Origin of the sequence: Massilia oculi, from assembly GCF_003143515.1 — a bacterium.
Taxonomy (GTDB): Bacteria; Pseudomonadota; Gammaproteobacteria; order Burkholderiales; family Burkholderiaceae_D; genus Telluria; species Telluria oculi.
This window is the reverse complement of record NZ_CP029343.1, coordinates 3,252,784-3,267,570: the sequence shown is the minus strand read 5'-3', so window position 1 is coordinate 3,267,570 and position 14,787 is coordinate 3,252,784. Positions and strand designations below refer to the sequence as shown.

Sequence of the window (14,787 nt, the reverse complement as noted above, 5' to 3'; positions counted from 1 at the left end):
TTCAAGTCAAAACGGCCTCTTCGTGAGGCCGTTTTTTATTGCTGTTTAATCTTGCTCGGGTATCGGCCGAACCACCAGGAACTGATACGACATCGCGCCAAGGAAAGCGATGCCGGCGCCGGTCAGCAAGGCCGGCACGAAAGACCAGCTCTGTGCGATATAGCCGGTAAAGATCGGCGCCAGCGCGCCGCCGATAAAGCCGCCGAAATTCTGGATCGCACCCAGCGAGGCAATGCGGCTGCGAGGCGCCACCGCCGTCACGAGCGACCACGAACAGGCCGAGGCCGCATTGGCCAGGAAGATGACGACCGAGATGCAGGCAATCGCCGCGGTATTGCTCTCGACCAGCGCAGCCGGAATCGTGAACGCCACCATCCCCAGCATCGACAGTACCACCGCCGTGCGACGCCCCGCGACGACCGATTTCGCGCGGCGGGTGATCTGGTCCGACGCCCAGCCGGCCGACAAGGCGCCCAGGAAACCGCACAGGAAGGGAATCGTCGCCGCCACACCGACATAGGCGACGTCCATCTGACGCTCCGTGCGCAGATACCCCGGCAGCCAGGTGAGGAACACCCAGTTCAGATAGACCGAACCGAAGAAGCCGAGCAACATGCCCCAGGTGGCGCGCTGGCGGAACAGCGCGCGCCAGGATGCGAAGCCCGTCGCCGGCGCGGCTTCCGAGGTCTGCCCTTCGTCCAGGTAGGCACGCTCGGCGTCGGTCAGCTCTTCGCGCACCGGGTCGCGATACAGCATGACCCAGACGATCGCCGCGACGATGCCCAGCGCGCCGGTGATGAAGAAGGCCCAGTGCCAGCTGGTCGCGGCGATCAGCGGCGACAGGCACAGAGGCGCCAGCGCGAACCCCAGCGGCGAGGCCGAGTTATAGATGCCGGTCGGCGTGCCGCGCGCACGCAAGGGGAACCAGTTGCTGACCACCCGCGCCGCAGCCGGGAATTGCGGCGCCTCGCCGATGCCCAGCACGACGCGCGCCAGCACGAACCAGCCGAAGGTAGAGACAAGTCCACCTGCAGCCTGGGCCAGCGACCAGATCACCAGTCCCGCGCCGAGCAGCCAGCGCGGCCCGATCTTGTCGACCAGGGCGCCGACCGGCAGCTGGCACAGCGCATAGCTCCACGAGAAGGCCGACAGCAGCACACCCATCTCGCCGAGCGATAGGCCGAGGTCGGCGCGGATGAATTCGTTGGCGACGGCCAGCGTGGCGCGGTCCAGGTAGTTAATGACGCCGGTGACGACCAGCAGGACCAATGCCAGATTCTGGCGGTAACGGATGCGCGAAGTCGCGGCCAGGTGAGTAGGGGTAACGTTCATTTCGGGATGGTATCAAACGACACCAGTCACCGGTTGGGCCTTTTTTGCCATGGCATGTTTGCAACACAGCGACAACAAGACTTAAAACTCGTGCTACCATCCGCTCCGGGCTGTGCAGGACGCCCACTCTCGCGAAAGCCAGCGCACCTGCCAACGTCCACGACGTGACCGTTTTTCAGGAGTCCATCCCCTGTTCATTCACTGATGCCGTAGCGAGAGCGGCCAATACCATGTGAAAAGGACTCGGCATGCGCCTCCACCGAAACACCCCTCCAGACACCAATACCGATTTCCTGCGCCGCTACGCCCGCGGCATGCTCCGCAGCATCCATTCGGACCAGCCCAGTAAAGCTTTGCCCATCGTGCGCCGCGTGCACGCGGCTGGAAAGACTGCAGACGCGCGCGTCACGCAGCTCTACCACGCACGCACGACGCTGCAGCTCAAGCACATGTTCCGCACGCTGGCCGCAGAGCTGGGCTATGCGACCTGGGATGCCTGCAAGCGCGATATCGACCGCCGTCCGCCGGAAGTGCTGGACCGCTTCCGGCTCGACCTCGGCGCGTTCGGCGACCATGAGCAGATCTGGTTTGCGGACCAGCCGACCGCCGCGGCCTGGCAGCGCGAACACGGCGGGCGCATGGTCGAGTATGGGAAGCAGGTTGTCGTGATGCCAGCCTGAGTGTAGCGCTGTTAAGTTTAAAGCAGCCACGACGTCGTTCCCGCGCAGGCGGGAACCCGAGGCTGCGAACGTCGTCGAAACGCGTGCAAAATTAGGTTCCCGCCTGCGCGGGAACGACGTTCGTACGCTAACTGAAGAGCGATTTTCCACTTTACTTAACGCCCTTACGACCAGCATGGGTTTATTGCGAGGCCGGCACCCGTCGCAACACATCGTCATAAGGCGCCAGATCGAGATAGGCCGTCACCTCAGTCGCGCGGCCGCCTTGCATGCGGAAGATCCATAGATAGCTGTTGCGATAGGGCTTGCCGTCCTTCGCCACCGCTTCGCCGTCCCACTCGATGATGACGTGATCGCCATCGGCCCACAGGTTGCGGATCGTGGGCCGGATCTGGCGTTGCAGGCGGGTCGACAGCGGCGTGACTGCGCCGTCGATCAATTCCTGCTTGCCGCGAAGGACGCGTGCGGTCGGACTGCTGCCCTTGATGGTCCAGACCACGTCCGGCGCCAGCATGTCGTCGAAGAAGGTCCGTCCGCCGGCGGCCCAGGCGGCGAATGCCTTGTTGACCGCTTCCTTGTTGCCTTGCGCCTGCGCCGAGCCACTGTCGGCGCGCGCCGGGGATGCGGACCACACCAGCGCAGCCATCAACACCCAGGCAGCCACCCAGCGTGACGAAGCACCCGAACCCGATCGAGAGAATTCCATATCGCACTCCTTGATGATCGTTGAATGGGAAGGCCACCCCCGGCTCTTCCGCTTCCGGCTAGTGTGCAGCGCACGCGCAGGCGCGCGTTAGCTCGATCTTCCGGAAAGCTTGCACGATCATCCGAAGATGCGGGCCAGCGCCTACGGCAGCCTGATCTTGACCACCGCATTGCCGGACGTGACATACAGGTTGCCCTTGCCGTCCGCGACGATGCCGCGCACATCGGCCAGGCTGCCCGGCAGGTCGCCGGTGCGCAGGGTGGTCGAGCGCGTCGTTCCCGCCACGGTCGTGACCACGCCTTCCGGCGTGATCCTGCGCACCAGGTTGTTGATCGCATCGGCGGCATACACATTGCCGCGCGGATCGACCGTCAGCGCCACCACCTGCTCGAAGCGCGCGGCGGTGCCGATGCCGTTGATTGCCCCCCTTGCATTCGCCGCGCCGGCCAGGAAAATCATGTTGTTGATGCCGATCACGCCGTTCGGGTTCCAGCGGCTGATCTCGCGATCCAGGTCTAACACGAACAGGTTATTGTTGTTGTCCACCGCCACGCCGCGCGGTTCGAACAGGCTCACACCGGTCAGGTTGTTGGCGACGGATTGGCCTTCCAGCATCAGCGTATTGTCCCCTGCAATCCTGCGCGTACTGTAGCTATTGGTGATGAACAGGTTGTCGTTGGCGTCGACCGCGATCGCGCCAGGCATAACGGAGGCCATCCGGCCCGCGGCGACATTGCTCCCCATCGGAATCGTGGCCGTCGTGCTGACGCGTCCAGCGGAAGTAATGCTCCGGATGCGCAGATTATCGGCAACATAAATGGTCCCGCGCCGGTTCACCGCCACGGCCACCGGATTGCCGAAGCGCGCATTGCCTGCGTCGCCATCGACGAAGCCGCTGGTGCCGGCCGCCCCAGCCACCGTCGTGACCACCCCCGCCGGCGTGATCTTGCGAATCACGAAGTTGCCGGTGTCCGCAACATACAGATTGTCATCGGCATCGATCGCAATGCCCTGCGGCCACTTGAAGCGCGCGGCCGTACCGGCGCCGTCCATCGTGCCTTCGATCGTCGGATCGCCCGCCAGGATCGATAGCGCCGCCACCGGCGCTGGCGGTGGATCGCCGCCGTCTTCGTCATCCTGGTCCTTCGGGATGCCGTCGCCGCAGGCGGAGCACAGCAGCATCAGGGCGGCGGCGCCGCACAGCTTGAGGCGAAGTCGGGCGGTATCGAAGACAGCATCGGTCACGGAACGGCGAGTCATGAATCTCTCCAGAAAGGTCCGTCTTCGATGCTACCACGCAGCAAACTATCGGCCGCTGTTCCCAGCCATGGTAGCTGCATAAACTGCATCGCCACCGCGCCATTACGGCGCCGAAGTAACACTGTCGCCGAGCAATCCGCCTTAGCGTCACAACCAATTTGCCGTACTTTCTTTCCCACAATTGCCAATTGCCCGCTTGACATACGGCCAATAGTTCCTTAAAGTCGAAATTATGTCTTTCACCCTGCATCTGTCGACCACCCTACCAGCCGCCGGCGCGCTATCGCCCGCTGCCCTGCTACTACGCGCGTAACTCTCCGCCGTACGTCCCGGCTCCGCCGGCCCCAACAGCAGTAGGATTCGCACCGATGTCTACCACGCCATATTTCGCACCATCGATTTTCCTCACCGGGTTCGTCCTGGCGGCCGGCTTGCGCGCACCGACTCGTGCGCTGCTAAAACTACCGATCGGTTGCCGGGCCTAGCGTTTTCGTGGCCCGCCCGGCAGCCTGTCGCCACCCATCAGACCCACAAGGTCGCCCAGTGACCACCCCATCAGGAGCCCCGATCATGCTGAACAACCCCGCCACCAAATACCGTCCCTTCCCCGCCGTCCCCTTGGCCGACCGCCAGTGGCCGAGCCGCAGCATCACCACGCCGCCGATCTGGATGAGCACCGACCTGCGCGACGGTAACCAGGCCTTGATCGAGCCGATGAGCGTGGAGAAGAAGCTGCGCTTCTTCAAGATGCTGGTCAAGATCGGCATCAAGGAGATCGAGGTCGGCTTCCCGTCCGCCTCGCAGACCGATTTCGATTTCGTGCGCATGCTGGTGGAAGACAAGCACATTCCGGACGACGTCACCATCATCGTGCTGACCCAGTCGCGCGATGAACTGATCCGCCGCACGGTGGAGTCGGCGGTCGGCGCCAAGCGCGCCATCGTCCACGTCTACAACTCGGTGGCGCCGGTCTTCCGCCGCGTGGTGTTCGGCATGGAGCGCGACGAGATCGTGCAGATCGCGGTCAAGGGCGTCCAGCTGATCAAGGAACTGGTGGCCCAGCATCCGCAGACCCAATGGGGCCTGGAGTATTCGCCGGAATCGTTCTCGACCACCGAACTCGATTTCTCGAAGCAGATCACCGATGCGGTCAGCGCCGTGTGGCAGCCGACCCCGGAGAACAAGATGATCGTCAACCTGCCGTCGACGGTCGAAGCGTCCACGCCGAACGTCTACGCCGACCAGATCGAATGGATGTGCCGCCACCTGAACAACCGCGAATCGCTGGTCATCAGCGTCCACCCGCACAATGACCGCGGCACCGCCGTTGCCGCCGCCGAGCTGGCGGTGATGGCCGGCGCCGACCGCGTCGAGGGCTGCCTGTTCGGCAACGGCGAGCGCACCGGCAACGTCGACCTGGTCACCCTGGCGATGAACCTGTACACGCAAGGCGTCAATCCTGGCCTCGACTTCTCGGACATCGACGCCGTGCGCCAGCTGGTCGAGGACTGCAACCAGCTGCCGGTGCATCCGCGCCATCCATATGCGGGCGACCTGGTGTTCACCGCCTTCTCGGGCTCGCACCAGGATGCGATCAAGAAGGGCTTCGCCAAGCAGCAGCCCGACGCGATCTGGGAAGTGCCGTACCTGCCGATCGACCCGGCCGACCTGGGCCGCAGCTACGACGCCGTCATCCGCGTCAACAGCCAGTCGGGCAAGGGCGGCATGGCCTATCTGCTGGAACAAGAATACGGCCTGCAGCTGCCACGGCGCCTGCAAATCGAGTTTTCGCGCGCCGTGCAGCGCGTGGCCGACGAGAGCGGCCGCGAGATCAACGCGGGCGACCTGCACGCGCTGTTCGCGCGCGAGTACCTGGAGCAGGACGAGCCATACCACTACGTCTCGCACCGGATGGTGGAGGATAGCGAGCATGACGTGCAGTTGGACGTGACAGTAACGCGCCACCATGCGCAGCAATCCTTCAGCGGCACCGGCAACGGCCCGATCGACGCCTTCGTGACAGCGCTGGGCCTGGAAATCCGCCTGATGGACTACCACGAGCACGCGATCGGCTCGGGCGCCGACGCGCGCGCGGCCTGCTACGTCGAGCTGCGCGTGGGGAATGGCCCGACGTTGTTCGGCGTGGGCATCGACAGCAATATCGTGACGGCGTCGTTCAAGTCGGTGTTGTCGGCGGTGAACCGCCATATGGCTGCCAGCGGAGAGGGTTCGGCCGCGCTCGCGGCCTGACTCCCACAATGGGGCGCGGGGCGCCCTGCTGCCGGCGCTCGATCAGCGGCGGCGCTGCGGCGCGCGGCGCGGGCCAGCCGGTCCGCGCGACTCGAGATGGCGGAACACGATGCGGCCCTTGGTCAGGTCGTACGGCGACAGCTCGAGCGTGACACGGTCGCCCATCAGGATGCGGATGTGGTTCTTCTTCATGCGGCCGGCCGTATAGGCGATCATCTTGTGGCCGTTTTCCAGCTCGACGCGGAAACGCAGTTCGGGCAGCACTTCCGACACGAGGCCGTTCATTTCGATCAGTTCTTCTTTTGCCATGCAGGTTCTCCTGAGGTGTGCGGCGCCGGCGGGAGCCAGGCGTCGTCGATGCGGGGAAGCGTTGGGCCCGGCATGCAGCGCCAGGAGAGAGGGATGAAAAAAAAGCCCGCATCCTGCGGGCTTCGTTTCAAAGCATTACCGATTTATCGCCGCTCCCGCCCATGCTATCTGCGTGGTGCCGGAGCTATGGACGCCCACGCTATCTGCGTGGTGCATCCGCTGTACAGGCTGACTGACATACCGAAAACACGTCCTCCGGAAAGTCGCGCACTGCACAGGCGCGGTCACGGATCGGAGGACTTTCGACCTGGCTTGGCCTGATCGAGCAGTCGAGTATAACAGCATTGTTTGTGCGGCGCACAAATTAATATTGTCCGCCGTATGAATGCGGCATCGGCTCGTCGTAGTCGTCGCGGTCGTCGCGGTCGTCGCGGTCGTCGCGGTCGTCGCGGTCGGCCATCATGCGTTCGGCGGCGGTCGACGCATCGTCGTCGACCTGGGAAGCGGCAACCGCCTCGGGCGGATCGAGCATGTCGGCCAGCATGGCCTGCAGTTCCGGCGTGTCCCACTCCTTGCCGGCGCGCTGCCGCCGGTGGATGTAGTGCTGGATCTCGCTATGCTGTTCAGGGGTCAAGGGCAAGCCGTGGAACGTGGTGCCCGGGGTCGCTTCGCGCATGCTGCCTCCTGTGCCCCGCCGATGCGGCCGGGTACACCGACTATACGCCGACGCGCACCGGGCGGCGCGCGCTTCACGCCGCGGCGCCCGTCCCGCTCATCCGGTCGAGCATCTGCAGCGAGGCGCGCTCGCTCATCACCAGCACCAGTTTCAGCCGTGCGCGCGTCATGCCCACAAAGAGCTTACGCAGCGCGCGCTCGTCCAGCTCCTCGAAATCGATCTCGGTGAAGATCAGCGCCGGCGCCGACTGTCCCTTGAAGCGGTACACCGACTCCGCCAGCAGGCCCCCTTCGCGAAACACCGGATTGCCGAACAGATCATAAGCGCCGGTGAACGAGCGCAGCGTGTGCGAATCGCTCAGCCGGTCGAGCTTCAGGATCGCCGACTTCTCCCGTCCGCGAAACGCGCAGATCGCGATGTCCTGGCGCCCGAAGCCGGCCGCCAGGCAGGAAGTCACGGCGCGCCGCGTCTGCGCCAGCATCGCTTCCTCGTCCCCCTCCGGATAGATCATCTCCTCGATGTCGGCGCCCTTGAACGGGCTGCCCGCCTCCACCGGCTGGCGCGCGGCGCCGATCTTGGTCAGCATGTCGACGATCTGGCGCGGGCTGCGGTAATTGGTGTGCGAATGCAGGGTCACCCAGCCCGGCAGCGGCACCATCGCGCGGCCGTACAGGTTCTGGTCCGGGTCTTCCATCCAGATCGCGCGCCCGCCCGGCTTGAGCATGCGCAGCACGATGTCGCGCCAGGCCACCGAGAAATCCTGGCCCTCGTCGACGATCACCACGTCGAACTGCCAGGTCTCGGGCAGCTCGGCGTCCGTCATCGAGTGTTCGATGCGGTCCCAGACGTCGGCCGCGCCGTAGTCGGGCGTGACGTCCTGCGCGCGCAGCCAGGCGTCGGACAGCATGTGGAAGGTGGCCACCCGTCCGCCGGCCGGCACCAGCCGTTCGATGTGGTCGGCCAGCGGCCGGTTGAAGCAGACGTAGAGCGGACGCAGGTCGGCGTCGAGCGCGGCCGTGTATTCGGCCAGCGCCAGCTGGGTCTTGCCGCTGCCGGCGGTGCCGATCACGTGCAGGCGGAATGGAGAAAATTCCAGCCGCCGGGCCCAGGTCGCCAGGCCGCCCGACAGCCGCGTCACCATGTTTACCGCGTTGCCGATCATGGCGCTGGGGTCGGGCCGCAGGTTCAGCGTGTCGCCCAAAAAGCGCGTGACCTTGTCGAAGTCGTCGGTGCGGTCCGTGACCGGCAGCGACTCGCGGATCACGCGCGCCAGCTTGGGCTTGTTGGTGGCGTCGATGATGTGGTCGGGGTCGATCCCGGCCAGCTGCTGGTCGCGCACGATGTAGTCGGGGCAGTACAGCAGATAGTCCACCGACAGCGTGCCGTGGTAGCGCTTGGTCAGCCCCTCGATGGTCGCCAGGATCTGGCTGCGGATCTTGCGCGGCTTGCCCTGGTAGTTTTTGACCAGGCCTTCCGGGGTTTCGTTCAGGAAGCCGGCGACCTGCTCGATCACCAGGATGCGGCCGTTCGGGGCGAGCACGATGAAGTCGACGTCGCCATACACCGAGTAACCCTGCTCGACATTGGTCCAGTGCACGCCGTGGTAGATGACATAGGGCGTGTCGGCCAGGCGCTCGTCGAGGTAGGCCAGGGTTTCGATCTCGCGCGCGGCGGCGCCGGTGACGGCCATCTCGCGCCAGCCGGCAGGTTGGATATGGGCCATGGTGTCCGCAAGCGTTAGTAAGGTGGAAACTATTGTAAGTCTGTTTCCATGATAGTCACACACCGTTGTCGGGGGAACGCATTATTGGGACGAAATCCACTTGGATCGTTGCCGAAGTGAAAAACTTATTGTCGCCTGGCGGCAATCCGGTGCACACTTTCGGCCATTACGCATAGCGTCAAGGTTCTCCGTGCACTTACCATTTACCCTTAAGGCAATTTCGCTTCCGGCACTGCGCCTATGGGGGTGGCTGCTGTGTGTCCTGTGCCTGCTACCGGCACCGGCGCTGGCTGGACAGATATATACCTTCGATGGCGGCAAAGTCCGCGGTTGCCAACTCGACGGCAAGGCGTACACCTGCGGCAACCTGCCGTCATCCGCTTGGGACGATTCAATGGCGATCGTCGACGGCTACAGCGTCCATGTCAAATCCACGGTCAGTCCGGGCTGGGACTATGGCTTGTCGATGTCCGGCACTGCGCGCATGACCAGTGACGGTTCCATCAACCTGAACGGAATCAACCCGGCAAAAATCAGCATTTCCGGCGGTTCGTTCGACGCGGCCGGCGAGTTCACCTTGACCAGGCCGATCCGCGTGACCGCAAATGTGACGGCCGGCTCCATGACGCTCGGCGGCGAAGCGGGTTTCCAGATCACCGGCAATATGGTGTCGAAAGGCGCGGTATCGATCGCCACCAGCGCCATCGTCAACGGCTCGGTCAGCGGCACCCAGGTCACTACCGGTTCGTCGGTCAAGATCAGTGGTAGCCTGAACGCGACGGGGGCGGTGTCGATCGGCTCGAGCAGCAGCGTCGGTGCAGGAGTCACCGGCGCATCCATCACCGCCGACTCGTCGGTCAAGATCGGCGGCAGCCTGACCTCAGCGGGGCGGGTAACGATCGGCTCCAGCAGCAGCGTGGGCTCGGATGTCACCGGTACTTCCATCAATCTCGACGCTTCGGTCACGATCACCGGCGCGGTGAAGGCCAGCGACGTCCTGACGGTCGGCTCGCATTCGACGATCCGCGGACCGATTAGCGGCACGACGTCGATCACGCTCAATTCGCCGTCGACCATCGTCGGCACGGTGACCTCGAAAGGGCCGATCACCATCGGATCGCATGCGAACATCGATGGCACGATCAGCGGCACCATTGTCTCCACCGGTTCGCCGGTCACCCTGAAGGGCAATATCGTCGCCACCAGCCGCTTTACGCTGGCCTCGGGCAGCACGGTCAACGGCGACATCACCTCACCCGAGATCGACATGTATGCGTCCAGCAGCGTCGTCACCGGCAATGTCACGGCGGCCAAATACCTCACCATGGGCCACGCCGTGCGCATCAACGGCGACGTCGATACCGGCCAGCTCAAGCTGGAAGCTTCGGACGCGATTGTCAACGGCAATGCGGCCGTGGACTTCGCGACCCTGTACTGGCATGGTCGCGTGAGCGAGAAAATCTTCTGCAAGAAGGGCACGCGGCCGGGATATTGCGACTGCGTCGACAACCAGAGCGATTATCCGGTCAATACCATCAATGGGCCGCGCTGCGAGAGTCCAAAACCCGTAGGGGGCGCGTTCAGCCACTTCCTCATCGAACACGACGGCAACGACGTCGCTACCTGCTCCACCAAGAACGTCACGGTCAGCGCATGCGCCAATGACAACTGCAGCCAGAAGCTCGCCACTTCCACCAAGGTGATCATGCAGCCGGGCGGGGCCAGCGCCAGCTTTACCGGTTCCGGCACGGTCCAGGTATCGAGCGCCCGCAAGGGCGTCAACAAGCTGTCGCTGACGCTCGACGGCGCGGCCACGCAGTTCAAGTGTTACAACACGAAGAGCAAATCGTCCAACTGCGACGTCAACTTCACGGGCGACGTCGGTTTCCGGATTACCGTGCCGAACCACAAGGCCGGCAACTGGGTGACGGCCGAACTGCAGGCGCTCAGGTCGGACGGTTCCCAATGCAAACCGGCCTTCGTCAATGTCAGCAAGCAGGTCCAGTACACCTGCAGCCATAGTGAGCCGACAAGCGGCGACCTGCCGGTCATGCTCGCCCGCACGAAAACGAATCGCGCCAATCCTGTTGAACTGATGTGCTCAGCCTATAAGCTGGTCCTGTGGGACACCACTTTCGACGACGTCGCCAAAGCGGCGATCGACCTGACCTACACCGACGCCGGCCAGGTGACGCTGAGCGCCAAGACCGATGAGATCAGCGGCGCCGGCAAGTTCACGGTCGCACCGGACCATTTCGACATCGTCACGCCGAGCCCCTTGCGCGCTGGCCTGGACTTCGAGGCGAAGCTCACCGCACGTAACGCAAACGGCGCCACGACACCCAACTTCAACAAGGCCGGCTATCCCGCTACCCCCAATGCGACCCTGACCAAGGTCAGCATGAGCTGTCACACAGGCAACGGTGTCATGTCGTCTGTCGACACCGAGTTCACCGGTGGCGAGGCGAAGGTCGCGCTCAATTTCCCCGAAGCCGGTTGGATCAATCTGCAGGCAGATTTGCAGAAATTCCTTGGTAGCGGCGAGACGACGACCAGCGCCACCGGCAGCAACGCACCCTGCACGCCCAAGGTCGGTCCCTTCGTGCCGATGTATTTCCAGGTCGAGCTGAACGACACGACCCGCATCCTGAGCAAGGATGGCAAGGACCTCACCTATTACTATTCGCGCGAGCCCATACCGCTCAAGATCACCGCCATGAACGCGAAGGGCGAGCCGACCACCAATTATCCGTCTGCGTATGGCTCGGATCACGCGTTTTCGTTGAGCGCCGTCGGCTTCGACGGCGCGCCGCTCGACGCCAGCCTCGGCGCCCTGGCTGGCACGCTCGCCGCCAGCGACTTCGACAAGGGTGTCGCCAAGCCGACGGCTTCCACGAAGTCGCCCCAGGCGACCTTCCAGTTCACGAATGCGCGTACCGCCCCCACGCAGATCCGCCTGCGCGTGGAGAATAAGGCCGCCACCGGCGCCCTGCCGGCCGGCCATGGGATCAAGTCGGCGGACGACCCGGCATATTCCGGCCTGGCTCCCGAAAAAGCGCGTCCGGAGATTCGCAGCGGACGCCTGCGCATCGCCAGCCGCTTCGGCCGCATCGGCGCCCCCCTCATGCTGCCGGTCACGGCTGAATACTGGACCGGCCAGAGCTGGGTGCTCAACGACCGCGACGGCTTCTCTCTCGTCCCCACTGGCGCCATCGCGCAAACCGCCTTCGCCGACACCAACGGCAATGGCGTCAAGCCCCAGATCAGCGTTCCCGGTAACGTGCAGCTCAGCGGCGGCAAGGCCGACCTGCAGATAACCGGCAGCGCCGCGGGCTGGATCGACATCGCATTCAATCTCGGCGCCAGCGCCACGCAAGACCAGTCCTGCCTGAAGGTCACGCCGGTTCCCGCTACCACCGGCGCCGGCCTGCCCTGGCTGCAATCGACCGCGGGCTGCGTCGATCCGTCGGGCCGCGCCACCTTCGGTATCTTCGCCCCCGAAAGCCGGCGCATCATCCACGTGCGCGAGGTGTTCAATTGATGCCATCGACGCAGCTGCAGAATGGCTTCACGATGGTCGAGCTGATCATGGTGATGGTGCTGGTCGGCGTGCTGGCGGCGATCGGCATTCCGCGGCTGATGGGAGACAACAGCATCAACGCGGTCGTCTTCGGCGACCAGGTCGCCAGTGCGCTGCGCACCGCGCAAAAGAGCGCAGTCGCCAAGCGCCGCATCGCATGCGTGACGACCCTGGTACGCACCATCCAGCTGCGCGTCAGCGAGGCTCCCGGCGCGTCCGACTGCAGCCTCCAACTCGATGGCGCCATGGACGGTACCTTCGACAGCACGGATGGCAAGGTCAGCATGAATAACCCGCAACCGGCCCTGTTCTTCCATCCGGATGGCAGCATCGCCGCCAGCGCCGGTGGGGCACCGCTCGCGGGCTTCAATATCGTCATCAGCGATTCCGGCGGCGCCCGGCGCACCATCCATGTCGACGGGAGGACCGGCCTTGTCAATTAAGCGCATGGCCGGGGTGACCCTGGTCGAATTGATCATCGCGATCGTGATCGTGGGGACCGCGCTGGCCGGCCTGGTCGCGGCCTACAATCGCGCCAACGCCGCCAGCGCCGATCCCTTGATCGCCCAGCAGATGCTGGCCATTGCCGAGACCATGATGGAAGAAGTCATGCTCAAGCCCTATGGTGGCCAACAGACCGTCAAGCCGGCCAACCGCGCCGACTATACCGAGGTCGGTCACTACAACGGATACGCGACCACCGGTATTGTGGACGTAGGCGGCAATCCAATCGCCGGCCTGGCGCGCTACAACGTCCAGGTCAGCGTCGATCCGGCGGCGCTGACCAACGTTGCCGCCACCGACGCCGTGCGCATCCGCGTGCTGGTGACCCAGGCCAGCGGCCAGAACCTGCAGCTGACGGGTTGGAGGACCAAGCCATGAAGCGCGCTCCTGCCCGCGGTTTCACGCTAATCGAGCTGATCGTCGTCATCGTCCTGATCGGCATCATCGGCGGCATACTCGCCATGCAGCTGGCGCCCGCCATCCGCAGCTATCTGCTGGTGGGGCAGCGCGCAGCGCTGACCAACCAGGCTGACACCGCCCTGCGCAAGATCGTTGGCGAGGTACGCAGGGCGGTGCCCAATTCCCTGCGGCTCGGGTCTTCCAGCTGCCTCGAACTGGCGCCCACCAAGGACGGCGGCCGATATCGCACCGGCCCCGACACGCTCAATGGCGCGGGGAGCGGCGCCTTCCTCGACGAGCATCAGGCCACCAGTCAGTTCGACGTGCTGACCGCGTTCGTCGCTGCGCCAGTGGAAAACGATGCGATCGTGATCGGCAACCAGAATACGGGCGACGTGTACAGCGGAGTCAATGTCGGCATCGTCCAGTCGGTAGGTGCGCCCGCCGCTCCCGGCACCGGCGTTCACGGCATCACACTGAAATCGGCCATACGCATCCCGCAGGGTTATGACGGGGCGCGCTTCGTGGTGGTGCCCGCCAACGAAAAGGTCGTGACCTACCGCTGCGACGGCGCGGGCCTGGCCGACGGCAGCGGTACCGGCAAGCTGTATCGACTCGCTGACGCAAGCCTGCAGGCCCAGAACTGCAGCACCGTCATACCGGCCAGCGCCGCCCTAGTCGCGGACAAGGTCTCGCAGTGCACCTTCATCTATTCGCCCAACCAGGGCGCAACCCAGGAAAGCGGTTTCGTGCAGTTGCAGCTTACCCTGAGCGACAAGGGCGAATCGGTTCCGCTCACCGTAGGCGCCCACGTGGACAACGTGCCATGACCCGCTCCCGCGTTCAATCCGGTTTCGCCTATATCGCGGCGGTCATATTGCTAGTGGTCGTTGCCGGGATCGCGGTGGCCTTGCTCCGGCTGACCACTACCCAGCAGTCGACCGTCAACCAGGCCCTGCTGGCCGCCCGCGCCGGCCTGGCGGCGCGCGGCGGCATCGAATGGGTGTACCAGGATCTCGTCAATCGCTGCGCGGCGACAGGACGCAAGACGGATCTCGCCGATTTCGTCAACGACGCGGGTTTCAAGGTCACGGTCAACTGCTCGTTCCAGGTCTTCCACGAAGGCCAGCATCTCGTCAATGACGTACCGACGGCGACCGCCAAGCGCATCTACCGGATCGAGTCGATCGCCTGCAATGGCAGCAGCGTGGACTGTCCCGACAAAGACAGCATCGCGCGTCCGGACTACGTGGAACGCGCCCGGGTGGCGACGGTATGCACGCGCCAACCGGCCGGTGGCGTCACAGAATATTGTTACTGATAACGGAATAATGATCGCGATTTCCTGCCAATGATCTTTTTCCAATA

13 protein-coding genes are annotated in these 14,787 nt (G+C 64.4%); 7 read left to right on the top strand and 6 right to left on the bottom strand.

Going from position 1 to position 14,787, the window contains the following annotated elements:
- Positions 1 to 45: 45 nt before the first annotated feature.
- Entirely contained in the window at positions 46 to 1,332 is a 1,287-nt protein-coding gene (locus tag DIR46_RS14915; RefSeq protein ID WP_109345935.1) for an MFS transporter, read from the bottom strand.
- Positions 1,333 to 1,580: 248 nt separating this feature from the next.
- On the opposite strand from DIR46_RS14915, the gene DIR46_RS14910 reads away from it, so the two are divergent.
- A complete protein-coding gene (locus tag DIR46_RS14910; RefSeq protein WP_109345934.1) occupies positions 1,581 to 2,012 on the top strand; it encodes a hypothetical protein in 432 nt (143 codons plus the stop codon).
- A 181-nt stretch (positions 2,013 to 2,193) separates the two neighbouring features.
- On the opposite strand, the gene DIR46_RS14905 is transcribed toward DIR46_RS14910, so the two are convergent.
- Both DIR46_RS14905 and DIR46_RS14900 read right to left on the bottom strand, forming a co-directional pair.
- Complete coding sequence (locus DIR46_RS14905; RefSeq protein ID WP_109345933.1) at positions 2,194 to 2,718, bottom strand: nuclear transport factor 2 family protein; 525 nt, start codon at positions 2,716 to 2,718, stop codon at positions 2,194 to 2,196.
- A gap of 141 nt (positions 2,719 to 2,859) precedes the next feature.
- Positions 2,860 to 3,978 carry an NHL repeat-containing protein gene (locus tag DIR46_RS14900; protein WP_109345932.1) on the bottom strand — a complete coding sequence of 373 codons (1,119 nt, stop codon included), beginning with the start codon at positions 3,976 to 3,978 and terminating at the stop codon, positions 2,860 to 2,862.
- Positions 3,979 to 4,545: 567 nt separating this feature from the next.
- Between DIR46_RS14900 and leuA the strand changes: the two genes are divergently transcribed.
- Positions 4,546 to 6,228 carry a 2-isopropylmalate synthase gene (gene leuA / locus DIR46_RS14895; RefSeq protein WP_109348038.1) on the top strand — a complete coding sequence of 561 codons (1,683 nt, stop codon included), beginning with the start codon at positions 4,546 to 4,548 and terminating at the stop codon, positions 6,226 to 6,228.
- Positions 6,229 to 6,270: 42 nt separating this feature from the next.
- Here the strand turns inward: leuA and infA are convergent, their stop codons facing one another.
- The 3 genes from infA to DIR46_RS14880 all read right to left on the bottom strand — a co-directional run bounded on the left by infA (position 6,271) and on the right by DIR46_RS14880 (position 8,936).
- Entirely contained in the window at positions 6,271 to 6,537 is a 267-nt protein-coding gene (gene infA / locus DIR46_RS14890) for a translation initiation factor IF-1 (RefSeq protein WP_005664553.1), read from the bottom strand.
- Positions 6,538 to 6,901: 364 nt separating this feature from the next.
- On the bottom strand, positions 6,902 to 7,213 hold the full coding sequence (locus DIR46_RS14885) for a hypothetical protein (RefSeq protein WP_205289206.1): 312 nt from the start codon (positions 7,211 to 7,213) through the stop codon (positions 6,902 to 6,904).
- Between the two features lie 73 nt (positions 7,214 to 7,286).
- Positions 7,287 to 8,936: an ATP-binding domain-containing protein gene (locus tag DIR46_RS14880; RefSeq protein WP_109345931.1), complete on the bottom strand. Its 1,650-nt coding sequence runs from the start codon at positions 8,934 to 8,936 to the stop codon at positions 7,287 to 7,289.
- 394 nt (positions 8,937 to 9,330) lie between these two features.
- Between DIR46_RS14880 and DIR46_RS14875 the strand changes: the two genes are divergently transcribed.
- Genes DIR46_RS14875 through DIR46_RS14855 form a run of 5 tightly spaced genes read left to right on the top strand, consistent with a single transcriptional unit; the run spans position 9,331 to position 14,740 of the window.
- A complete protein-coding gene (locus tag DIR46_RS14875; RefSeq protein WP_109345930.1) occupies positions 9,331 to 12,477 on the top strand; it encodes a DUF6701 domain-containing protein in 3,147 nt (1,048 codons plus the stop codon).
- Entirely contained in the window at positions 12,477 to 12,959 is a 483-nt protein-coding gene (locus DIR46_RS14870) for a type II secretion system protein (protein WP_109345929.1), read from the top strand. The genes DIR46_RS14875 and DIR46_RS14870 overlap by 1 nt, the downstream gene beginning before the upstream one ends.
- On the top strand, positions 12,949 to 13,398 hold the full coding sequence (locus tag DIR46_RS14865) for a prepilin-type N-terminal cleavage/methylation domain-containing protein (RefSeq protein ID WP_162819522.1): 450 nt from the start codon (positions 12,949 to 12,951) through the stop codon (positions 13,396 to 13,398). The genes DIR46_RS14870 and DIR46_RS14865 overlap by 11 nt, the downstream gene beginning before the upstream one ends.
- The gene (locus tag DIR46_RS14860) at positions 13,395 to 14,249 is read left to right on the top strand and encodes a prepilin-type N-terminal cleavage/methylation domain-containing protein (protein WP_109345927.1); all 855 of its coding nucleotides are present in this window, start codon (positions 13,395 to 13,397) and stop codon (positions 14,247 to 14,249) included. The genes DIR46_RS14865 and DIR46_RS14860 overlap by 4 nt, the downstream gene beginning before the upstream one ends.
- The gene (locus DIR46_RS14855) at positions 14,246 to 14,740 is read left to right on the top strand and encodes a hypothetical protein (RefSeq protein ID WP_162819521.1); all 495 of its coding nucleotides are present in this window, start codon (positions 14,246 to 14,248) and stop codon (positions 14,738 to 14,740) included. The genes DIR46_RS14860 and DIR46_RS14855 overlap by 4 nt, the downstream gene beginning before the upstream one ends.
- Positions 14,741 to 14,787 lie beyond the last annotated feature (47 nt).

Coding starts and splice junctions, on each gene's coding strand:
- DIR46_RS14915 (WP_109345935.1), bottom strand. CDS start 1,332: ATGAACGTTACCCCTACTCACCTGGCCGCGACTTCGCGCATCCGTTAC.
- DIR46_RS14910 (WP_109345934.1), top strand. CDS start 1,581: ATGCGCCTCCACCGAAACACCCCTCCAGACACCAATACCGATTTCCTG.
- DIR46_RS14905 (WP_109345933.1), bottom strand. CDS start 2,718: ATGGAATTCTCTCGATCGGGTTCGGGTGCTTCGTCACGCTGGGTGGCT.
- DIR46_RS14900 (WP_109345932.1), bottom strand. CDS start 3,978: ATGACTCGCCGTTCCGTGACCGATGCTGTCTTCGATACCGCCCGACTT.
- infA (WP_005664553.1), bottom strand. CDS start 6,537: ATGGCAAAAGAAGAACTGATCGAAATGAACGGCCTCGTGTCGGAAGTG.
- DIR46_RS14885 (WP_205289206.1), bottom strand. CDS start 7,213: ATGCGCGAAGCGACCCCGGGCACCACGTTCCACGGCTTGCCCTTGACC.
- DIR46_RS14880 (WP_109345931.1), bottom strand. CDS start 8,936: ATGGCCCATATCCAACCTGCCGGCTGGCGCGAGATGGCCGTCACCGGC.
- DIR46_RS14875 (WP_109345930.1), top strand. CDS start 9,331: ATGGCGATCGTCGACGGCTACAGCGTCCATGTCAAATCCACGGTCAGT.
- DIR46_RS14870 (WP_109345929.1), top strand. CDS start 12,477: ATGCCATCGACGCAGCTGCAGAATGGCTTCACGATGGTCGAGCTGATC.
- DIR46_RS14860 (WP_109345927.1), top strand. CDS start 13,395: ATGAAGCGCGCTCCTGCCCGCGGTTTCACGCTAATCGAGCTGATCGTC.
- DIR46_RS14855 (WP_162819521.1), top strand. CDS start 14,246: ATGACCCGCTCCCGCGTTCAATCCGGTTTCGCCTATATCGCGGCGGTC.